Origin of the sequence: Paenibacillus sp. RC84, from assembly GCF_041260495.1 — a bacterium.
In the GTDB taxonomy this organism is placed as follows: Bacteria; Bacillota; Bacilli; order Paenibacillales; family NBRC-103111; genus Paenibacillus_F.
The window spans coordinates 559,231-573,935 of the sequence record NZ_JBGBYL010000001.1; the positions used below are offsets into that span (position 1 = coordinate 559,231).

The 14,705-nt window shown below is 53.0% G+C and carries 14 protein-coding genes; 13 read left to right on the top strand and 1 reads right to left on the bottom strand.

The genetic code is table 11. The features are described 5' to 3' along the window. The first annotated feature begins 177 nt into the window (after positions 1-177). The 12 genes from ABH899_RS02565 to gndA all read left to right on the top strand — a co-directional run bounded on the left by ABH899_RS02565 (position 178) and on the right by gndA (position 13,528). On the top strand, positions 178-774 hold the full coding sequence (locus ABH899_RS02565; RefSeq protein WP_369993731.1) for a hypothetical protein: 597 nt from the start codon (positions 178-180) through the stop codon (positions 772-774). 196 nt (positions 775-970) lie between these two features. Next, complete coding sequence (locus ABH899_RS02570; RefSeq protein WP_369993733.1) at positions 971-2,470, top strand: protein kinase domain-containing protein; 1,500 nt, start codon at positions 971-973, stop codon at positions 2,468-2,470. A 16-nt stretch (positions 2,471-2,486) separates the two neighbouring features. Further along, the gene (locus tag ABH899_RS02575) at positions 2,487-3,572 is read left to right on the top strand and encodes an SAF domain-containing protein (protein ID WP_369993736.1); all 1,086 of its coding nucleotides are present in this window, start codon (positions 2,487-2,489) and stop codon (positions 3,570-3,572) included. Positions 3,573-3,603: 31 nt separating this feature from the next. Further along, a complete protein-coding gene (locus ABH899_RS02580; RefSeq protein WP_369993738.1) occupies positions 3,604-4,311 on the top strand; it encodes a hypothetical protein in 708 nt (235 codons plus the stop codon). Then, a complete protein-coding gene (locus tag ABH899_RS02585) occupies positions 4,308-5,138 on the top strand; it encodes a CpaE/TadZ family protein (RefSeq protein WP_369993740.1) in 831 nt (276 codons plus the stop codon). Before ABH899_RS02580 ends, ABH899_RS02585 begins: the two co-directional genes overlap by 4 nt. Before the next feature lie 6 nt (positions 5,139-5,144). Continuing rightward, complete coding sequence (locus tag ABH899_RS02590) at positions 5,145-7,049, top strand: ATPase, T2SS/T4P/T4SS family (protein WP_369993742.1); 1,905 nt, start codon at positions 5,145-5,147, stop codon at positions 7,047-7,049. Next, positions 7,030-9,117, top strand: coding sequence for a hypothetical protein (locus ABH899_RS02595; RefSeq protein ID WP_369993744.1), 2,088 nt, complete (start codon positions 7,030-7,032; stop codon positions 9,115-9,117). Before ABH899_RS02590 ends, ABH899_RS02595 begins: the two co-directional genes overlap by 20 nt. A gap of 21 nt (positions 9,118-9,138) precedes the next feature. After that, complete coding sequence (locus ABH899_RS02600) at positions 9,139-9,618, top strand: ABC transporter permease (RefSeq protein ID WP_369993746.1); 480 nt, start codon at positions 9,139-9,141, stop codon at positions 9,616-9,618. A gap of 8 nt (positions 9,619-9,626) precedes the next feature. Next, entirely contained in the window at positions 9,627-10,013 is a 387-nt protein-coding gene (locus tag ABH899_RS02605) for a hypothetical protein (RefSeq protein ID WP_369993749.1), read from the top strand. A gap of 29 nt (positions 10,014-10,042) precedes the next feature. Continuing rightward, positions 10,043-10,582: a hypothetical protein gene (locus ABH899_RS02610; protein ID WP_369993751.1), complete on the top strand. Its 540-nt coding sequence runs from the start codon at positions 10,043-10,045 to the stop codon at positions 10,580-10,582. After that, the gene (locus ABH899_RS02615; protein WP_369993752.1) at positions 10,569-11,552 is read left to right on the top strand and encodes a hypothetical protein; all 984 of its coding nucleotides are present in this window, start codon (positions 10,569-10,571) and stop codon (positions 11,550-11,552) included. The genes ABH899_RS02610 and ABH899_RS02615 overlap by 14 nt, the downstream gene beginning before the upstream one ends. Positions 11,553-12,115: 563 nt before the next feature. Further along, positions 12,116-13,528, top strand: a complete 1,413-nt coding sequence (gene gndA, locus ABH899_RS02620; RefSeq protein ID WP_369993754.1) for an NADP-dependent phosphogluconate dehydrogenase — start codon at positions 12,116-12,118, stop codon at positions 13,526-13,528. A gap of 90 nt (positions 13,529-13,618) precedes the next feature. Here gndA and ABH899_RS02625 read toward each other — a convergent pair whose 3' ends face one another. Then, entirely contained in the window at positions 13,619-13,960 is a 342-nt protein-coding gene (locus tag ABH899_RS02625) for a hypothetical protein (RefSeq protein ID WP_369993757.1), read from the bottom strand. A 186-nt stretch (positions 13,961-14,146) separates the two neighbouring features. Here ABH899_RS02625 and ABH899_RS02630 point away from each other — a divergent pair, with 186 nt between their 5' ends. Next, positions 14,147-14,695: a shikimate kinase gene (locus ABH899_RS02630; RefSeq protein WP_042232613.1), complete on the top strand. Its 549-nt coding sequence runs from the start codon at positions 14,147-14,149 to the stop codon at positions 14,693-14,695. Positions 14,696-14,705 lie beyond the last annotated feature (10 nt).

The window sequence follows — 14,705 nt, forward strand, 5'->3', positions numbered from 1 at the left end:
TTTTCCCGACAATAAAAATTGATGGGGAGAGAGCGTTATTTTTGTTCGGAATTCGGGTAAAAAATTGTCAATATCCAAGTTGCGAAAACATATGAATCATAATAAGATAAAGTAAACCTGAAGTTGTCTGAAATTTCTGTCAAAGCTGCCAATCGAAGTCTTCGGGAGGGGATTGCCGTGAGCAAAAATCACGAAGTCGAATACTGCAATCTGGAATTAAGATTCGACCGCCGGCTCATCCGGCAGTTTATTAAAGCCTTGATTCAAGAGGGATATTCCCTTTATTGGAACGAAAACGACCACCAGTTTGTCATTTCTATCCGCTCCGGAAGAAAACTAGTCAAGCTCAAATTCGAACGCATAGGCGAACGGTATAAAATCGTCGGGAACTATTCTTTTAAAGATGAAAAGCTTGCCGAAATGATGGAAAAACTGATTGGTGACACACGCGGGCATGCAGTCGTCAAGCGTTTCAAAGACCGTCAGATCCTGATCGAAAACATCATGTTCGGCGAAATTATCCGTATGGTCGAAATTTCGGGAATCGAACATAAAGTGCTGTTTCAGAAAGAACCTGTCGTTACATTCGAGGAAATGCTTCAAGCTTTCCGCTCCAGACGTATCGAGGAACGGATTCCCGTCCTGCGGCTTGAGCTTGACTATGAGCTGGCCGTGTTGAACGAAGCGATTCAGAAGGGCGATGTCCAGGCTGTCGTCGATTCCAAAGAGAAGCTGACCGAACTGCGCCGAGAGATGCTTCTGCTTGAATTGTAACGGTCCGGAACGGATGTTTATCGAAATATAGGGGTGCTGGAAAATATTGTTGTCAGGACGGGCCGGGTATGCTATCTTAAAAAAGAACAGAATGAACCGGTGCGGAAGAACCGCCCATGAGTGTGCTTAAGTGCATGCCGTGGGCGGTTTTTTGTGCTGCGCCGGGAAAAAAACAGCAAAAGGAGAGACGGCAGCGGTGAAACCCGATCGAGGCCGGCTGTATGCGGGAGATATTCTCGGCAGCCGCTACAGAATCGTTTCAACCGTCGGCAGAGGCGGCATGGGAACCGTGTATCTGGCCGAAGATTTGAAACTGAAAGGAAAGCGCTGGGCGGTCAAAGAGACTCTTCAGCAGGTACAGGATTATCAGCGGTTCGTAGACGAAGCGGAAATGCTGATCCGCCTTCATCATGCTCATTTGCCGGGCATTGTTGATTATTTCCCCCCGGACGATGAAGGCTTCAGCTACCTGGTGATGGATTATATCGCAGGGGAGACTCTGGCCGAGCGATTTAGCCGCACGGACGGACAAGTGGGAGTTGCGGCTGCGGTGAATTACGCGCTGCAGCTTTGCGATCTGTTCCACTATCTTCATGACGAACTGCCGGTTCCGATGATCTATCGCGATCTGAAGCCTTCCAACATTATGATCGACGGCCAGGAACAAGTCAGGCTGATCGATTTCGGCATTGCCCGGCATTTCAAAAGCGGCAGACAAGCGGATACGGTCCAAATCGGAACCATCGGTTTTGCCGCCCCGGAACAGTTTCAGCAGCTTCAAACCGACCGCAGGACCGATCTGTATTCGCTGGGCGCGGTGCTGTACTACCTGCTGAGTGGAGGAAAGTATCCGTATTCCTCCGGCGTCCCGCTCGCGCGGTTGAATGAGGAAGTCCCGCACAGCTTGTCCGTCATCATCGAGAAGCTGCTGGAGCACGATCCGGACCACCGCTTTCCGAACGCAAGAGAGCTACGAGAAGCGCTGAGCGGGGTTTACGCGGCTTTGCGCGGCGGAGAGGGACCGCCCGCCCGTTCCGGCGGATTTCTCGGTCCGGTTGTGATCGCGGTCTGCGGGACGGGGCGCGGCGTGGGCTGCACGCATACGGCCGTTCTGCTGGCCCATTTTCTAGCTCGTAAACGCCGCACCGTAGTGTTGGCCGAGGCTAACGCATCGGCGCATTTCAGCCGCATAGAGGCCTTGTACGAGGGCTCGGACGAGCCCCTTTGCGGCAGCGCCGCATTCGATTTGCGGGGGGTGCGGTATGTCAAAGCGGGCGACGGGCTGGACATGATCGGAACTTTGTCCGGATCGTACGATTTTGTCGTTCTGGATCTCGGAAGCTACGACGAAACGGAGTGGTTCGGGGAGTTTATGCGCGCCGCCGTCCAGGTCGTCGTTGGCACGGGTTGTGAATGGAAGCGCCGGGACATCGCAAAGTTCTTCCGCAGCCATCCCGTACCGGAGCCCGCCAAGTGCAGTTTGTTCGTGCCTCTTGCGTCCGCACAAATGCTGAGGGACATCCGCCGTATGCTGCCGGACGTGCGGCTGCTCGGCCTGCCGGCGCATACGGACCCGTTCTGCCATCAGCAGGAGACGGCCGAGCTGCTCGACGGGTGGCTGGGGCTCCCGGAACCGCGCACGCAGGGGGCCGGCCTGTTTATGCGCCGATGGTTCCGTGCCCGAGTGCCGAAATAACGAAAGGAGAGAGAACGTGTCCATTATCCGCCAGAGAACGAAACATCTGATCTACTCGGGCCTGATAGGTGCCTTGACCGCAGGACTGCTTGCTTCGGGGGGATTTGTTTATACGGGGCTTCAGCATCGTAAAAAGCTCAACGAGCTGGAGTATCGTTACCAGGCCGACCTGTCGGAGGCTAAATCTTCGTCGGCCAAGACCGAAAGGAGGAAGGTGGTTGTGTTAACCCGGGATATCGAAGCGGGAACAAGGCTTGAAGACGAAGACATTAAGTATCTGGAAATGAATGCGGCGGATGCGCCTGCCGGATCGGATCTTGATCTGCGGCAGGTCGCCGGCAGGACGTTCAAGCTTGCAGGCGTTAAAAACACGCCTGTACTGGCTTCCATGTTGTATGAGGAAGGCATGCTGCCTAAAGATGTCCGTCAGGAGGAGTTCAACGTAATCGGGCTGCCGAGTCTGCTGAAGAAAGACGATTTCGTCGATGTGCGCATCAGCTTTCCGACCGGTCAGGATTATATCGTACTGGCGAAGAAAAGAGTGGACAACGTCTCGGAAGGCACCGTGTGGCTTAAGCTCAGCGAGAAGGAGATTCTCGATATGTCGAGCGCCGTCGTCGATGCCTATCTTCATGGAGCGAAGCTCTATTCGCTTCCTTATGTGGATCCCCAGATGCAGGACAAAGCCGAGCCTACTTACCCGGTCAACGCCAAGGTGCTTGAGCTGATTCGCACGGACCCGAATGTGCTGGAGACGGCTAAACTGGATCTGATGAAAAGTATGAGGCTGCTGCTGGACAAGGACCTGCAGAATATGGACGATGCTTCGAAGCAGAAAATAAACGCCGGTATAAACTCCGGCCGAACAGGCGGTAACCCGGCCGGAATTGGCGCCGTTCAGGGAGAGGAGCCCCCTTCGGTCTTCGGGCCTTCTACCCGGCCGTCCGCAAAACCTGAGGTGAGCGCGAACCCGGGCGGCTCCTCGCCCGGGTTAACCGGATCACCCGATAAAATGCCGACGGAAAGCGCCGGGCCCGAAACGCCTCCTTCTGAAATCAGGGAGAGGCAGGAAGATATTTTCCGGGAAGCGGTACAGCCATGACCCGCCCGGCTCATAGAGGAGAGATACACCGATGAAGCTGCTTTGCGTTGGAGCGAAGGAACACAGTGACCTGCTGCTCGGCATTTGCCGATTGGCGGCGGTGGGGGGAAGACGCGTACTGCTTATAGACGGAACGGTATCCCGCAGGCTAAGCTGCCTCGTCGCCCCCGAACCTGTTCCTGAACTGGTTCAGTATGATGAAATTGATGTGGCCTGCCATTTCGCCAGCTTGGATGAAGCCTTGGAGCATACCGCCGCAAGTGGATCGGTTTTGGAAGAATACGACATCGTGATGGTGGATACGGACCGGGCTGACTTTCCGGGGGCCGCAGGAACTTATCCGTTCGAAGGTCTTTTCCTGACAACGGCCTACGATAAATATACGATGCGGAGAACGGCGGAACTGATCTGTTCATTGAATGATGTCTGCCAGGTGAGCACCCTCACAAGTACGGTCATCATACGGGATGCGGTGGAATGCGGCATTGACGAAGCGTATGTGGATAAGGTGTTGGCTCCGCTGCCGTTCATAACGCCTGACGAATATCACAAGCTGCCGTTCGATGAAGTGGATCTCGCTGTACGCATCGACAGTGAATACCAGGGAAAGGTCGGAATCAGGCGCATGTCCAGAGCGTACAGAAGTGTGCTGCTGGCTGTTACGAACGAAATAACCGGAGAGGATAGAAGTGTGCTCAAACGGATGATCAAACAAGCCATGAGGAGGAAAACAGGATGAGTCAGGTAGCGTTTTGGGCGCCCGTACGGGGGCATGGAGCCGCAACATCGAATGTGCTCGCGGTCTCTACGATGATCGCGCTCGATTATTACGCACGGATTATGATTACTCATACGAAAAGAACAAGAACGGCACTGGAAAACGCCTTCGGTCGGTCTTCTTCGGACGGCAATCTGCTGTCGTTCAGCGAGTACGGGCTGGATGCGCTGGAACGGCTGCTTCAAAGCGACAAGATGACGCCCGAGACGATCCAAGATTACACGAAACCGATCGTCAAGGACAGGCTGGACCTGCTTCCCGGTTCGAGGAGGCCGCTTGCAGACCCGGATTGTTTCCGGGAAGAAACACTGCCGTACATCGTAAACAGTGCCAGCCGTTACTATGACCTTACCTTTGTTGACGTCGGAGACGGGTATAAGGAAGGCAGCACGGAGGCTATTCTGCGTAATTCGGATTTGATCGTCGTCAATCTCAGTCAAAACCTTGAGCTGATGGAGCGTTATTTCAATAAGGAACTCTGGACGGAATCTCTGCAAAATAAACCGCTCCTCCTCGTGCTGGGCGATTATGACGGAAACTCCCGCTTTAATGCCGTTAATCTGGCCCGTAAATTCAAATGGAGGCAGCCGCTCTATACCGTTCCGCACTGCACCGGTTATTTGGATGCCTGCAGCGATAAAAATGTGCTTGAGTTTTTTTTGAGGAGCCGAAATGCGGGGCCGGGTCATCCTTCGTATGCATTCATTACGGAGATCAGGAAGCTGACCAAAGCTCTTCTTAACCGGCTGGGCCTGGATTCGAAGCTTATGCAGGAAAGGGGAGCCTAACCCTCCATGCCTACGGACAGGTTAAATCTCGCTTTGATCCTCATGGTGGTTATTTTTGCGGCAGTGTGGTTCTTTACCAAAACGGGAGGCTGGCGCGGCAGAACTTCCACTTCAAAAACCGCAAAAAGTTACTCTATCGAGGCAATGACTGCCTTCATTAAAGAAGCTTTTGCCGAGATAACGGCGGGCGGAGGCAGCGAACTCCGGTTGTCCGAGGAGGAATACCGGCGCAGCCGGAACAAAAGACTCCAGCTGAAAAGAGCTCTAAAGGGCTGCGGACACGGCGATCTGCAGGACAAACGGTACGTAAAATCCGTCATGTGGGATCTGCTGACCGGTGTCTACGGACTTGGTGAAACAACGATTCACGTCTCTCTGCCTTTTCATAAGCCCGAGCAGCTCACGGCACAGGACCGGTTTGACATTCTGCTTCATCTGTATCGGAAAAAGTACGGTTACGACGGCCTTCATGAATTAATCCGGAGGCATAAGCTGGATGCCGTTAAACATGTGATTGAAGACGGCCGCACGCCTTCTTATATCGTAACGGCGGAAGAGATTGCGCACGTGTTCCGCAAGGAAGCCGGGCTGCTGTCGTTTCAGGATAAGCTGGAAATTGTCGTGCAGCGAATCTATCAGCATTACAAAGGCTTCGGCGTGATCGATGCCATACGCGAGATGAACATCGACGGTGTATCCGGAGGAGTTTCCGGAGCGCTTCCGGACAGTGCCGGGCATCGTGGAGCTCCGCTTGGGGAGAGAGAGGCTGACGGGAATCACCGGCATCAGAAAGAAACTGCGTCTTACGATAGCGTTTGGATTTTCTACCGGGGTAAACCCATCCACTTTTCGTTCCTCAGTTTCGGCAGTAGTGAAGAGCTGCGGCGGGTCTGTCAAAACATCTACAAATATAATTATCCGGGTCAGCTTTCCGAAACGAACGGCTATAAGGTGAACGATATGAAGGACGGATCCCGTGTCGTTGTGGTCCGGCCTCCCTTTTCGGAATCCTGGGCGTTTTTCGTCCGCAAGTTCGATCTGCCCAACGCTTTGCTGGACCAGCTTGTCCAAGGCGGCAATGCCGGGCTGGCTGTGGAGCTCATTCGTCACCTTGTCAAAGGCTGCCGGATAACGGCCGTGACGGGTGCGCAGGGCAGCGGAAAAACAACCCTGCTGATGGCTATGGTCGAATCTATCTCCGCGACCTTGACCCTTCGCGTACAAGAAATGGCGTACGAACTGCATCTGAGGAATTTATACCCGCAGCGCAATATCTTAAGTTTCCGGGAGACGGATCATATTACGGGGCAGCAGGGTCTCGATGTGCAGAAAAAAACGGACGGAGCGGTCCATATCCTGGGGGAAGTGGCAACCGACACGGTCGCCGCCTGGATGATTCAAATGGCTCAGGTAGCCAGCTTGTTCACCCTTTTTACCCATCATGCCAAAACGTTTGCCAGCCTGATCGACTCGCTTCGCAACTCACTGCTCAAAACGGGAATGTTCCAAGATGAAGTCATGGCCGAAAAGCAGGTTATCCGCGTGATTCATTTTGACATTCATCTGCGTAAAAGTGCAGACGGAACGCGTTTTATAGAACGGATAACGGAATGCGTTCCGCTGGATAGCGATTTATATCCGAGCGAAAAAACGGGCATGACCGACAAGGATAGGGTTGAACTCCCGGGCTTTCTGGACGATGCCTCCGAATTTTTTCGGAGGACAACGGACCGTAAACTTTACGAACAACGAAACATTGTGGAATACCGGGACGGTGCCTACCGGGTTTGCCGGCCGATCAGTCTCCGCAATACCGAGGAAATGCTGGATCATATGACACCCGCGGATGCCCGGGCATTCGAAAGATTTTTGGAAACGTATTGGGGAGGCGATGTTATTGCCGCTTCGTGATTGGTTGCTTGCGGTCGCTTTATTCAGTGGGGGCGTCGCATGCGTAATTTGGCTTCTGTACGTATACGCGGTTAAAAGGCGGGCCAAACTGAGCGGTTACGGGGAGGACGAACTTCAAAAACTGCTCTCTCCTTTAAACGGAAATGGAAGAAAACAGATCGAACGGCTGTACGGGAAATGTTACGAAATTATAAGCAAAACTCCCGGGATTTCCCGTTATACACAGCATATACGCCGGAGGATTGCTCCTTTATATTCCTACGACGAGAGCGTGATCCGAATGGAAACCGGGCGAATTACGCTGCTTGCTCTCCTGATCGGCTGGCTTACCGCGGGATTTGTTTTTCTTTTTTACCCGGATGTTTCTTACATGCTCATGATTTTGCTCGGAAGTCTTGTTCTCCACGGCATCCTCATCGATACGCTCGTCCACCGGGCCGAAGACCGGCTGCTCCGGCAAATGACCGAGTTTTTATCGGATGTCCGGCACTTTTATCACCAGCACGGGATGGTGGATGAGGCGGTTTATGACGCCGCTCAGATCGCGCCCAGGCAGTTGTCGCTCCATGCGGAAGCGGTATACGGCACTTTGACCTCCGACCATCCGGAGAGCAGTCTGGAAATCTACTATGAGCATGCGCCGAACCGTTTTTTGAAAAGCATTGCGGGCGTCTCCTTTTTAGTTAGGGAATTCGGAGATAAGCTGCTTCCGCATGGCTCCATGTATCTGCATGCCCTCAGCAAAATCACCTCTGAAATCCGCCTTGAAATACTCCGTAAGGAAAAACTCCATTATCTTTTAAAAGGACTCTCTATTATTGCCATCTCCCCGATTTTAGCTGCCAAGCCCATTGAAACGTGGGCGCGCAATAACTTCCCGGCTATGGATGAATTTTATACGGGGGCAGCGGGATTTGCAGTCAAAACAGGCATTTTCGTGCTGATCATCGTCTGCTTTGTCCTACTCAGAAAGCTTCAGGATACTGCAGAGGAAGCAGGAAAGCGCAGAACAGGCCGGAGACCGCCCGAGCAAAAATGGCTGGGTAACCGGCTTGTCAACGCGGTCACGCAAAGATTCGTCCCCGCAGAGCATTCCATGGAACGGGGCAGGCTGCAAAAGCTTCTCAGGGAAGCCAATTCCCCGTTGCTGCTTGAATGGCTTACCCTCCGCCGCCTGCTTACGGGGCTCGCTTGTTTTCTTCTCGTGCTGGGAATGTTTCTGATTATGCAGAGACTGACCCTGCAGCAGGTTTACTTTTCGCCGACCCGCAATCAGGCGATGTTCGGCAGCCTTTCTCCGCAGGAAAAACGGAAAGCGCTGGAAGCTGCGGCCTTTGACCGGAACGTCATTCAGAAATTGGAGCGGTCCGGCAGAGAGCTTCGTGAAATGATAGCCGAAGAAATGCGGCAGCAGGGATTCCAGCCCGATCCTGCCGCCCTCAACACCGCGGGCGAACGGATTAAGGCAAAACTGGACAGTATTGCGGGGGCATATTTAAGCTGGCGGGAGTTTTTGTTCTGTTTTATTTCCGGGTGGGCGGGCTACCACAGTCCGGTTTGGCTGCTGCACATGCAGAAACGAATGCGCAGGATGGAAATGAAAAACGAGGTGGACCAGTTTTATACGTTGTTGACCATCCTCGCTCATTTCGAAAGAATGTCCGTCGAGCACATGCTGGAATGGCTGGAACGTTTTGCAGTCTTGTTTCAGCCCCCGCTGTCCGCATGTCTGCTCGACTACGAAGCGGGGGCGGATGAGGCGCTGGAAAAGCTGAAGGAGGAAGCCGCCTATGCTCCCTTGGTCCGTCTCGTTGAACGGCTCCAGGCTGCCGTTAAACATATTCCGGTCAAGCAGGCGTTTGACGATCTGGAAGCGGAGCAGCAGTATCACCTTGAGCAGCGCAAGCAGGACTATGAGAGGATGATTGAAACCAAAGCCGGCTGGGGGCGCTGGATCGGTTTTGCCCCCATGTATGCACTTGTTTTCCTCTACCTGGTCATTCCGCTCGTTTATATGAGCATGCAGCAGATGAACTTGTACTATCAGCAGATCGGTAAAATTTCTTAATCATAAAGGAGCTGGATTACAATGGGAAATGCACAGAAGGCACTAATCATGGCGGCAGGTTTTTTTCTGGCCATTGCTCTGATTACAATAGCGGTGGTGATGTTTATTTCCGCACAGGATGCCACGAAAGCGGCGCAGAACAATTTTTCGGATATTCAGACGGAGCTTTCCCAGACGGCTTTTACCGTATACGACAATACCGTGGTTTCGGGGAGTCAGGTTGTAAACGCGCTGCGTAAATTCGCCGACAAGGAGCAGTTCGGGATTCAGGTTCAGACGGGAAAAAATCCGATAGGCTCCTGGTATACGAACAAGATCGATACCACATCACCGTCAAGCAGCAATTACGGTACGGTAATCGCCTCGATATCCAGGGATGCAGTTGCGAACGCCACCTTGGAGTCTCATATGGATTACGTGAATCCGAGCGGTAAATTCAAAGCGCACATCATTAAGGATAAAAGCAATGTGATCCGTGCGATTGAATTTATGCAGCAGTAGGCGAAGCGATGAATCATGCGGCACGTTCCATGCTGTTTGCCGGTGTTTCGGTCTGCATGTTCGTCTCGGCTTTAGTCACGGGCATGATGCTGCTTCAAAACGTACGGGGAGCCATTGCGGACACTTATTCTTCCCGTAAGCTTCTCGATTACAACCAGCAGCCCGCAAATGCCGAGTCCGAAGCGGTCTTGGTAAAAGGATCTGATCTGATCATGTCCATGTATTTAAACGCCGGAGAACCTTACGACATTATGGTAAACGGCAAACGCTATCCGGGCGGCCGGCAGAAAGAAGAAACGGACCCAGCCGGCATAGATCCGGCTGCAGCTTATCGTTTTTATGCGGTGCGCGATACCGGGGGAACGTTAAAAAGAATCGTATATACGACGCCTTGAATTGTCAGGCATAAACGGGGAGGGAGCAGGTGGATACGCTCAGCAAGGCCTTTGTCCTCATTTTAGCGGTTTTGCTGCTGTACATTTATCCGCTGTCGGATTCGGCGGCCAGAGAGGATGATCTTTCACGGGTGATCGCTTTCGAGACGATGACACGTTTTGTCGACAACGTTCGCGATAAAGGACGGCTGACGCCGGTTATGTACGAACAATTTCAAAAGGAGCTGACAACCTCCGGCCAGGAGTTTGATGTCAAGATGGAGCATAAGCACAAACGGTACGTGCCCGTATATGACGACCAAGGGCGGTTCGCGGAGAAGTATACGGTGGAGGACGAAGCTTTCTATAACGCCCAGATTCTTCCCGTGCTGTTTCCCGAAAACTCGCTTCCGCCGGACCATGCGGATCGTACCTACAAACTTGGCGCCGGTGACTATTTCACTGTGACCGTGCGCAGCCTGAACCGTACACCGGCAGTTGTCTGGCAGGACGCTTTAAACGGGACGAATACGCCCGGCGGACAGCTTTACATGCCGTACGGGGGAATGGTCCGCAATGAAGACAGCTAAACTGGCCATTTTCTTTGTTCTCATTTATGTGCCCTTCGCCTGGACGAACAAATTCGATGCAAAAGCCCAGTTTCAAATGCTGTTTCTGGAGACGAAATACGATGCCGCTGTGAATTCGGCCGTCCAGGACGGCGCGGCGGCTCTTGCCGTCAATGAAAAGCAGGGGGAAGAGGCGCGGTATGAATCCTCGAAGAAGGTCCGGGTCAACCGGAAAGAGGCTGTCGATAGCTTTTATAAAACCTTCTATTCGAATTTCGGCGTGTCGGAGAATGCGGCGGGCCAACAGGTTCTTGATTCTTATCTTTCCGCTCTCCTCATTGTCGGCTACGACGGCTGCTACTCCTACACATTCGAATCTTATACGGGGGAAGACGGTTTTGAACGGAGCCGGAGACTGGAAGGGCCGAAAAGGCCATACGTATATCAGGACCCGACAGGAGAGGTTATAGCCTTTACGCTGGACGAATACGTAACCGTGAAAAATGCTTCGGGAACCGACTGGGTAGAAGGGTTCCGGAGCGAGATCCAGCCTAAAACGCAAACGGCGCTTTTAAAGACGGGGGCACGCTTTGACGAAGTCAGGAGAGGCGCGATTATAAACACGATCCAGCGCGAGCTCGAAAATGCGATCCGGGAGCACAATATTCAGACACGCCGTTTGGGAGCTGCCTATACGTTCACGCTGCCCCTTCTGTCGGACGAAGAATGGAGCAATACGATCGACGATGTGGGGATGCTCGCTTTTGTACAGGGCATTCCGATCGGATACCGGACCTATAACAATTATGCGCTGGGAGGGGCAAGGATCGTGAAGCGGCCCGTGTTTTATGGATACCGGCAGAACAACCTTCCTTATTTCACGAGCAGCCGGTGCCCGCGGCCCAAGGAGATTCTGGAAACCTTCACAAGCGCCAAAGCCGCTGCTGCAGCCGGTTATTACCCGAAGGAATGCGTCAACGGACGGACATAAAACACTCGTTTTCCGGACGGAACAAAGAAAGCGCTCTACCGAAAAAGATTGTCAGATAAAATTGACATCCGATCCGCGGAACGTTTATCATCAAGTCAACGATGAGTTCGATGCGGCTTCCGCACATTTGTGATGCCACGTTTCATTTATGACTGCAGTGATTTAACGTCATAATGCGGTTCACGGGCGGAATCAGCATGTTGGGCGGTTTGACTGATCTGTGCTATCGGGGGCGCTCGGGTCCATGTTAAGAACTGGAACATGCGGCACGCGGAATCAGGCGCAGATGCTTGGGGAAATCTACGGGAATGTGGAAATCACCGGGCAATGTGCTTTTTTTCACACAAATTTTCATCTGTTCTTACACGTGTAACGCCCCGAATTTTGATCAGCAAACGCAAGCCCGGAAGCTTTGCCTCGAGCCGTGAGCAGCGGTCCTTGCGTGATCCTAACGGAAAATGCGCCGCTTGTTCCCGAGCGGGTCGAATCCATCCTTCGGCAGCCGTTCTGACACCAAGTGGGAGCGGTGACGATCTAATACAAGAGGAAAGGGTGTTTGATTCATGTCCAAACAGCAAATTGGTGTAATCGGTCTTGCGGTCATGGGTAAAAACCTGGCGCTTAACATCGAGAGCCGCGGCTTTACCGTTTCCGTTTTTAACCGCTCGCCTGAGAAAACGAAAGAACTTCTTGAAGAGGCAACCGGTCGCAACCTGGTCGGTACTTTCAGCATGGAAGAATTCGTGCAGTCGCTCGAAACTCCGCGCAAAATTTTAATTATGGTCAAAGCCGGACAAGCGACCGACGCGACCATTGAACAACTCGTTCCGCTTCTGTCCGAGGGAGATATCCTGATCGACGGCGGAAACGCCTATTTCCCGGATACCCAGCGCCGCAACAAAGAACTGGAAGCCCGCGGCATCCGCTTTATCGGCACGGGTGTTTCCGGCGGTGAAGAGGGCGCGCTTAAAGGCCCGTCCATCATGCCTGGCGGACAGAAAGACGCATACAAGCTCGTGGAACCGATCTTGACGGCGATCTCCGCCAAAGTGAACGGCGATCCATGCTGTACGTATATCGGTCCGGACGGCGCCGGTCACTACGTTAAAATGGTACATAACGGCATCGAATACGGCGATATGCAGCTGATCTGCGAAGCTTATCAACTGCTTAAAGACGTACTGAACGTCAGCACGGAAGAACTGCACGAAATTTTCACGGAGTGGAACAAAGGCGAGCTGGACAGCTACCTGATCGAAATCACCCGTGATATTTTCACGAAATACGACGAAGAAACCGGCAAGCCGATGGTCGACGTTATCCTCGATTCCGCAGGTCAGAAGGGCACGGGCAAGTGGACCAGCCAAAGCTCCCTGGATCTTGGCGTGCCGCTTTCCATCATTACGGAATCCGTGTTCTCCCGCTTCCTGTCCGCCATGAAAGAAGAGCGGGTAGCTGCAAGCAAAGTGCTGAACGGTCCGGCGGTGAAGCCGTTTGAAGGCAGCCGCGAAGAGTTCATCGAAGCGGTCCGTAAAGCTCTGTACGCGAGCAAAATCGCTTCGTATGCACAAGGCTTCGCTCAAATGCGCGCCGCATCCGAAGAGTACAACTGGGATCTGAGTTACGGCGAAATCGCCATGATTTTCCGCGGCGGCTGCATTATCCGTGCCCGTTTCCTGCAAAACATCAAGGATGCGTACGACCGTGATCCGGAACTCCGCAACCTGCTGCTGGACGATTACTTCAAAAACATCGTGGAAAACTACCAGGATGCTTGGAGAAACGTCGTTTCCGTAGCGGTAACGCGCGGTATTCCGGCACCGGCTTTCGCCTCCGCGCTGGCTTATTACGACAGCTACCGCACAGAGCGCCTGCCGGCCAACCTTCTGCAGGCCCAGCGCGATTATTTCGGCGCGCATACGTTCCAGCGTGTGGATAAAGAAGGCACCTTCCACTACAACTGGCTCGAAAGCTAACAAAGGAACCCGAATCGGCTCTGTTCTGCCTTACCGGACACTGCGTCCGTTTCGCGGGCTTCCAGTGGGGTACGGCATCGCCCGCGCTTCCTAATCGTTTGCCGGTGAGGAATCCCGCTCCGAAAGGGGTTCATTCTCGAAGAGACCGTACGAAGCTTCTTTCAGACAGCTTTTGATACGGTCTGCTTCCTGATCGAAGGCGCTTCTGCGATGGACAAGCATCATGGACACTTCGGCGAAAGATTCAAAGTTTTTCAATAGACGCGGCTGAGTGAGTTCCTTTAACCGGGGATCCTGCTCAGCCATTTTTTTGCGTATAAACTCGAGCGCCCAGACTACGTCATCTCTGCACAGCATGTACGAGGGCTGAAGCATCTGACTCAGCCGACCGGAAGTATTCCGGCCGGGATCGGGAATCCTGGAATGAGGCATCAATCGGACATCGCTCCTTGTAATCTACTGATCCTTCTACGGATTGCGTACATACTCTCATTTTTGCTGTCTTTGAAAAGGTTTATTCACTATACCATATGAAATTGATGCGATTTGTATTCATCCGGGGCTTTTGCTGTGATATGATAGTGGAAAGTTTAAACCGAGAGAGGATCGACGGGCACGATGAGCACACAACCGAGATCAAATATAGTGCTGATTGGGTTTATGGGCACTGGTAAAACGACTGTCGGGTTAAAGTTGGCTGATCGACTGGGTTGGCCTATGATTGATACCGATGAGGAAATTGTAAAAAAAGCCGGAATGTCGATTCCGGAGCTGTTCGCCACGCACGGGGAAGCTCATTTCCGGACTCTGGAACGTGAGGTCGTCCGGGAGACGCTGGCCGGCAGCCATCGCGTGATTTCAACCGGGGGCGGTGCCGTACTGGCGGAGGAGAACCGGGCGTGCATGAGCGAGCGGGGCTTTGTCGCGGCTTTGTCCGCAAGTTTGGAAACCATCGTGGAGCGGGTTAAAAACGACTCCAACCGGCCTTTGCTGCAGGGAAGCGGACTGGAAGAAAAGGTCCGTACGATGCTCCAGGAACGTCAAGATGCGTACAGGTTTGCCGACCTTACAATCGATACGTCACCGCTTGCCGCGGACGACATTGCCGAACACATCTTTAACGCCTGGACCAAAGAAAGGCTGAAGCGGGAAGAACTTTCAGGCTGACCGGGCCGCT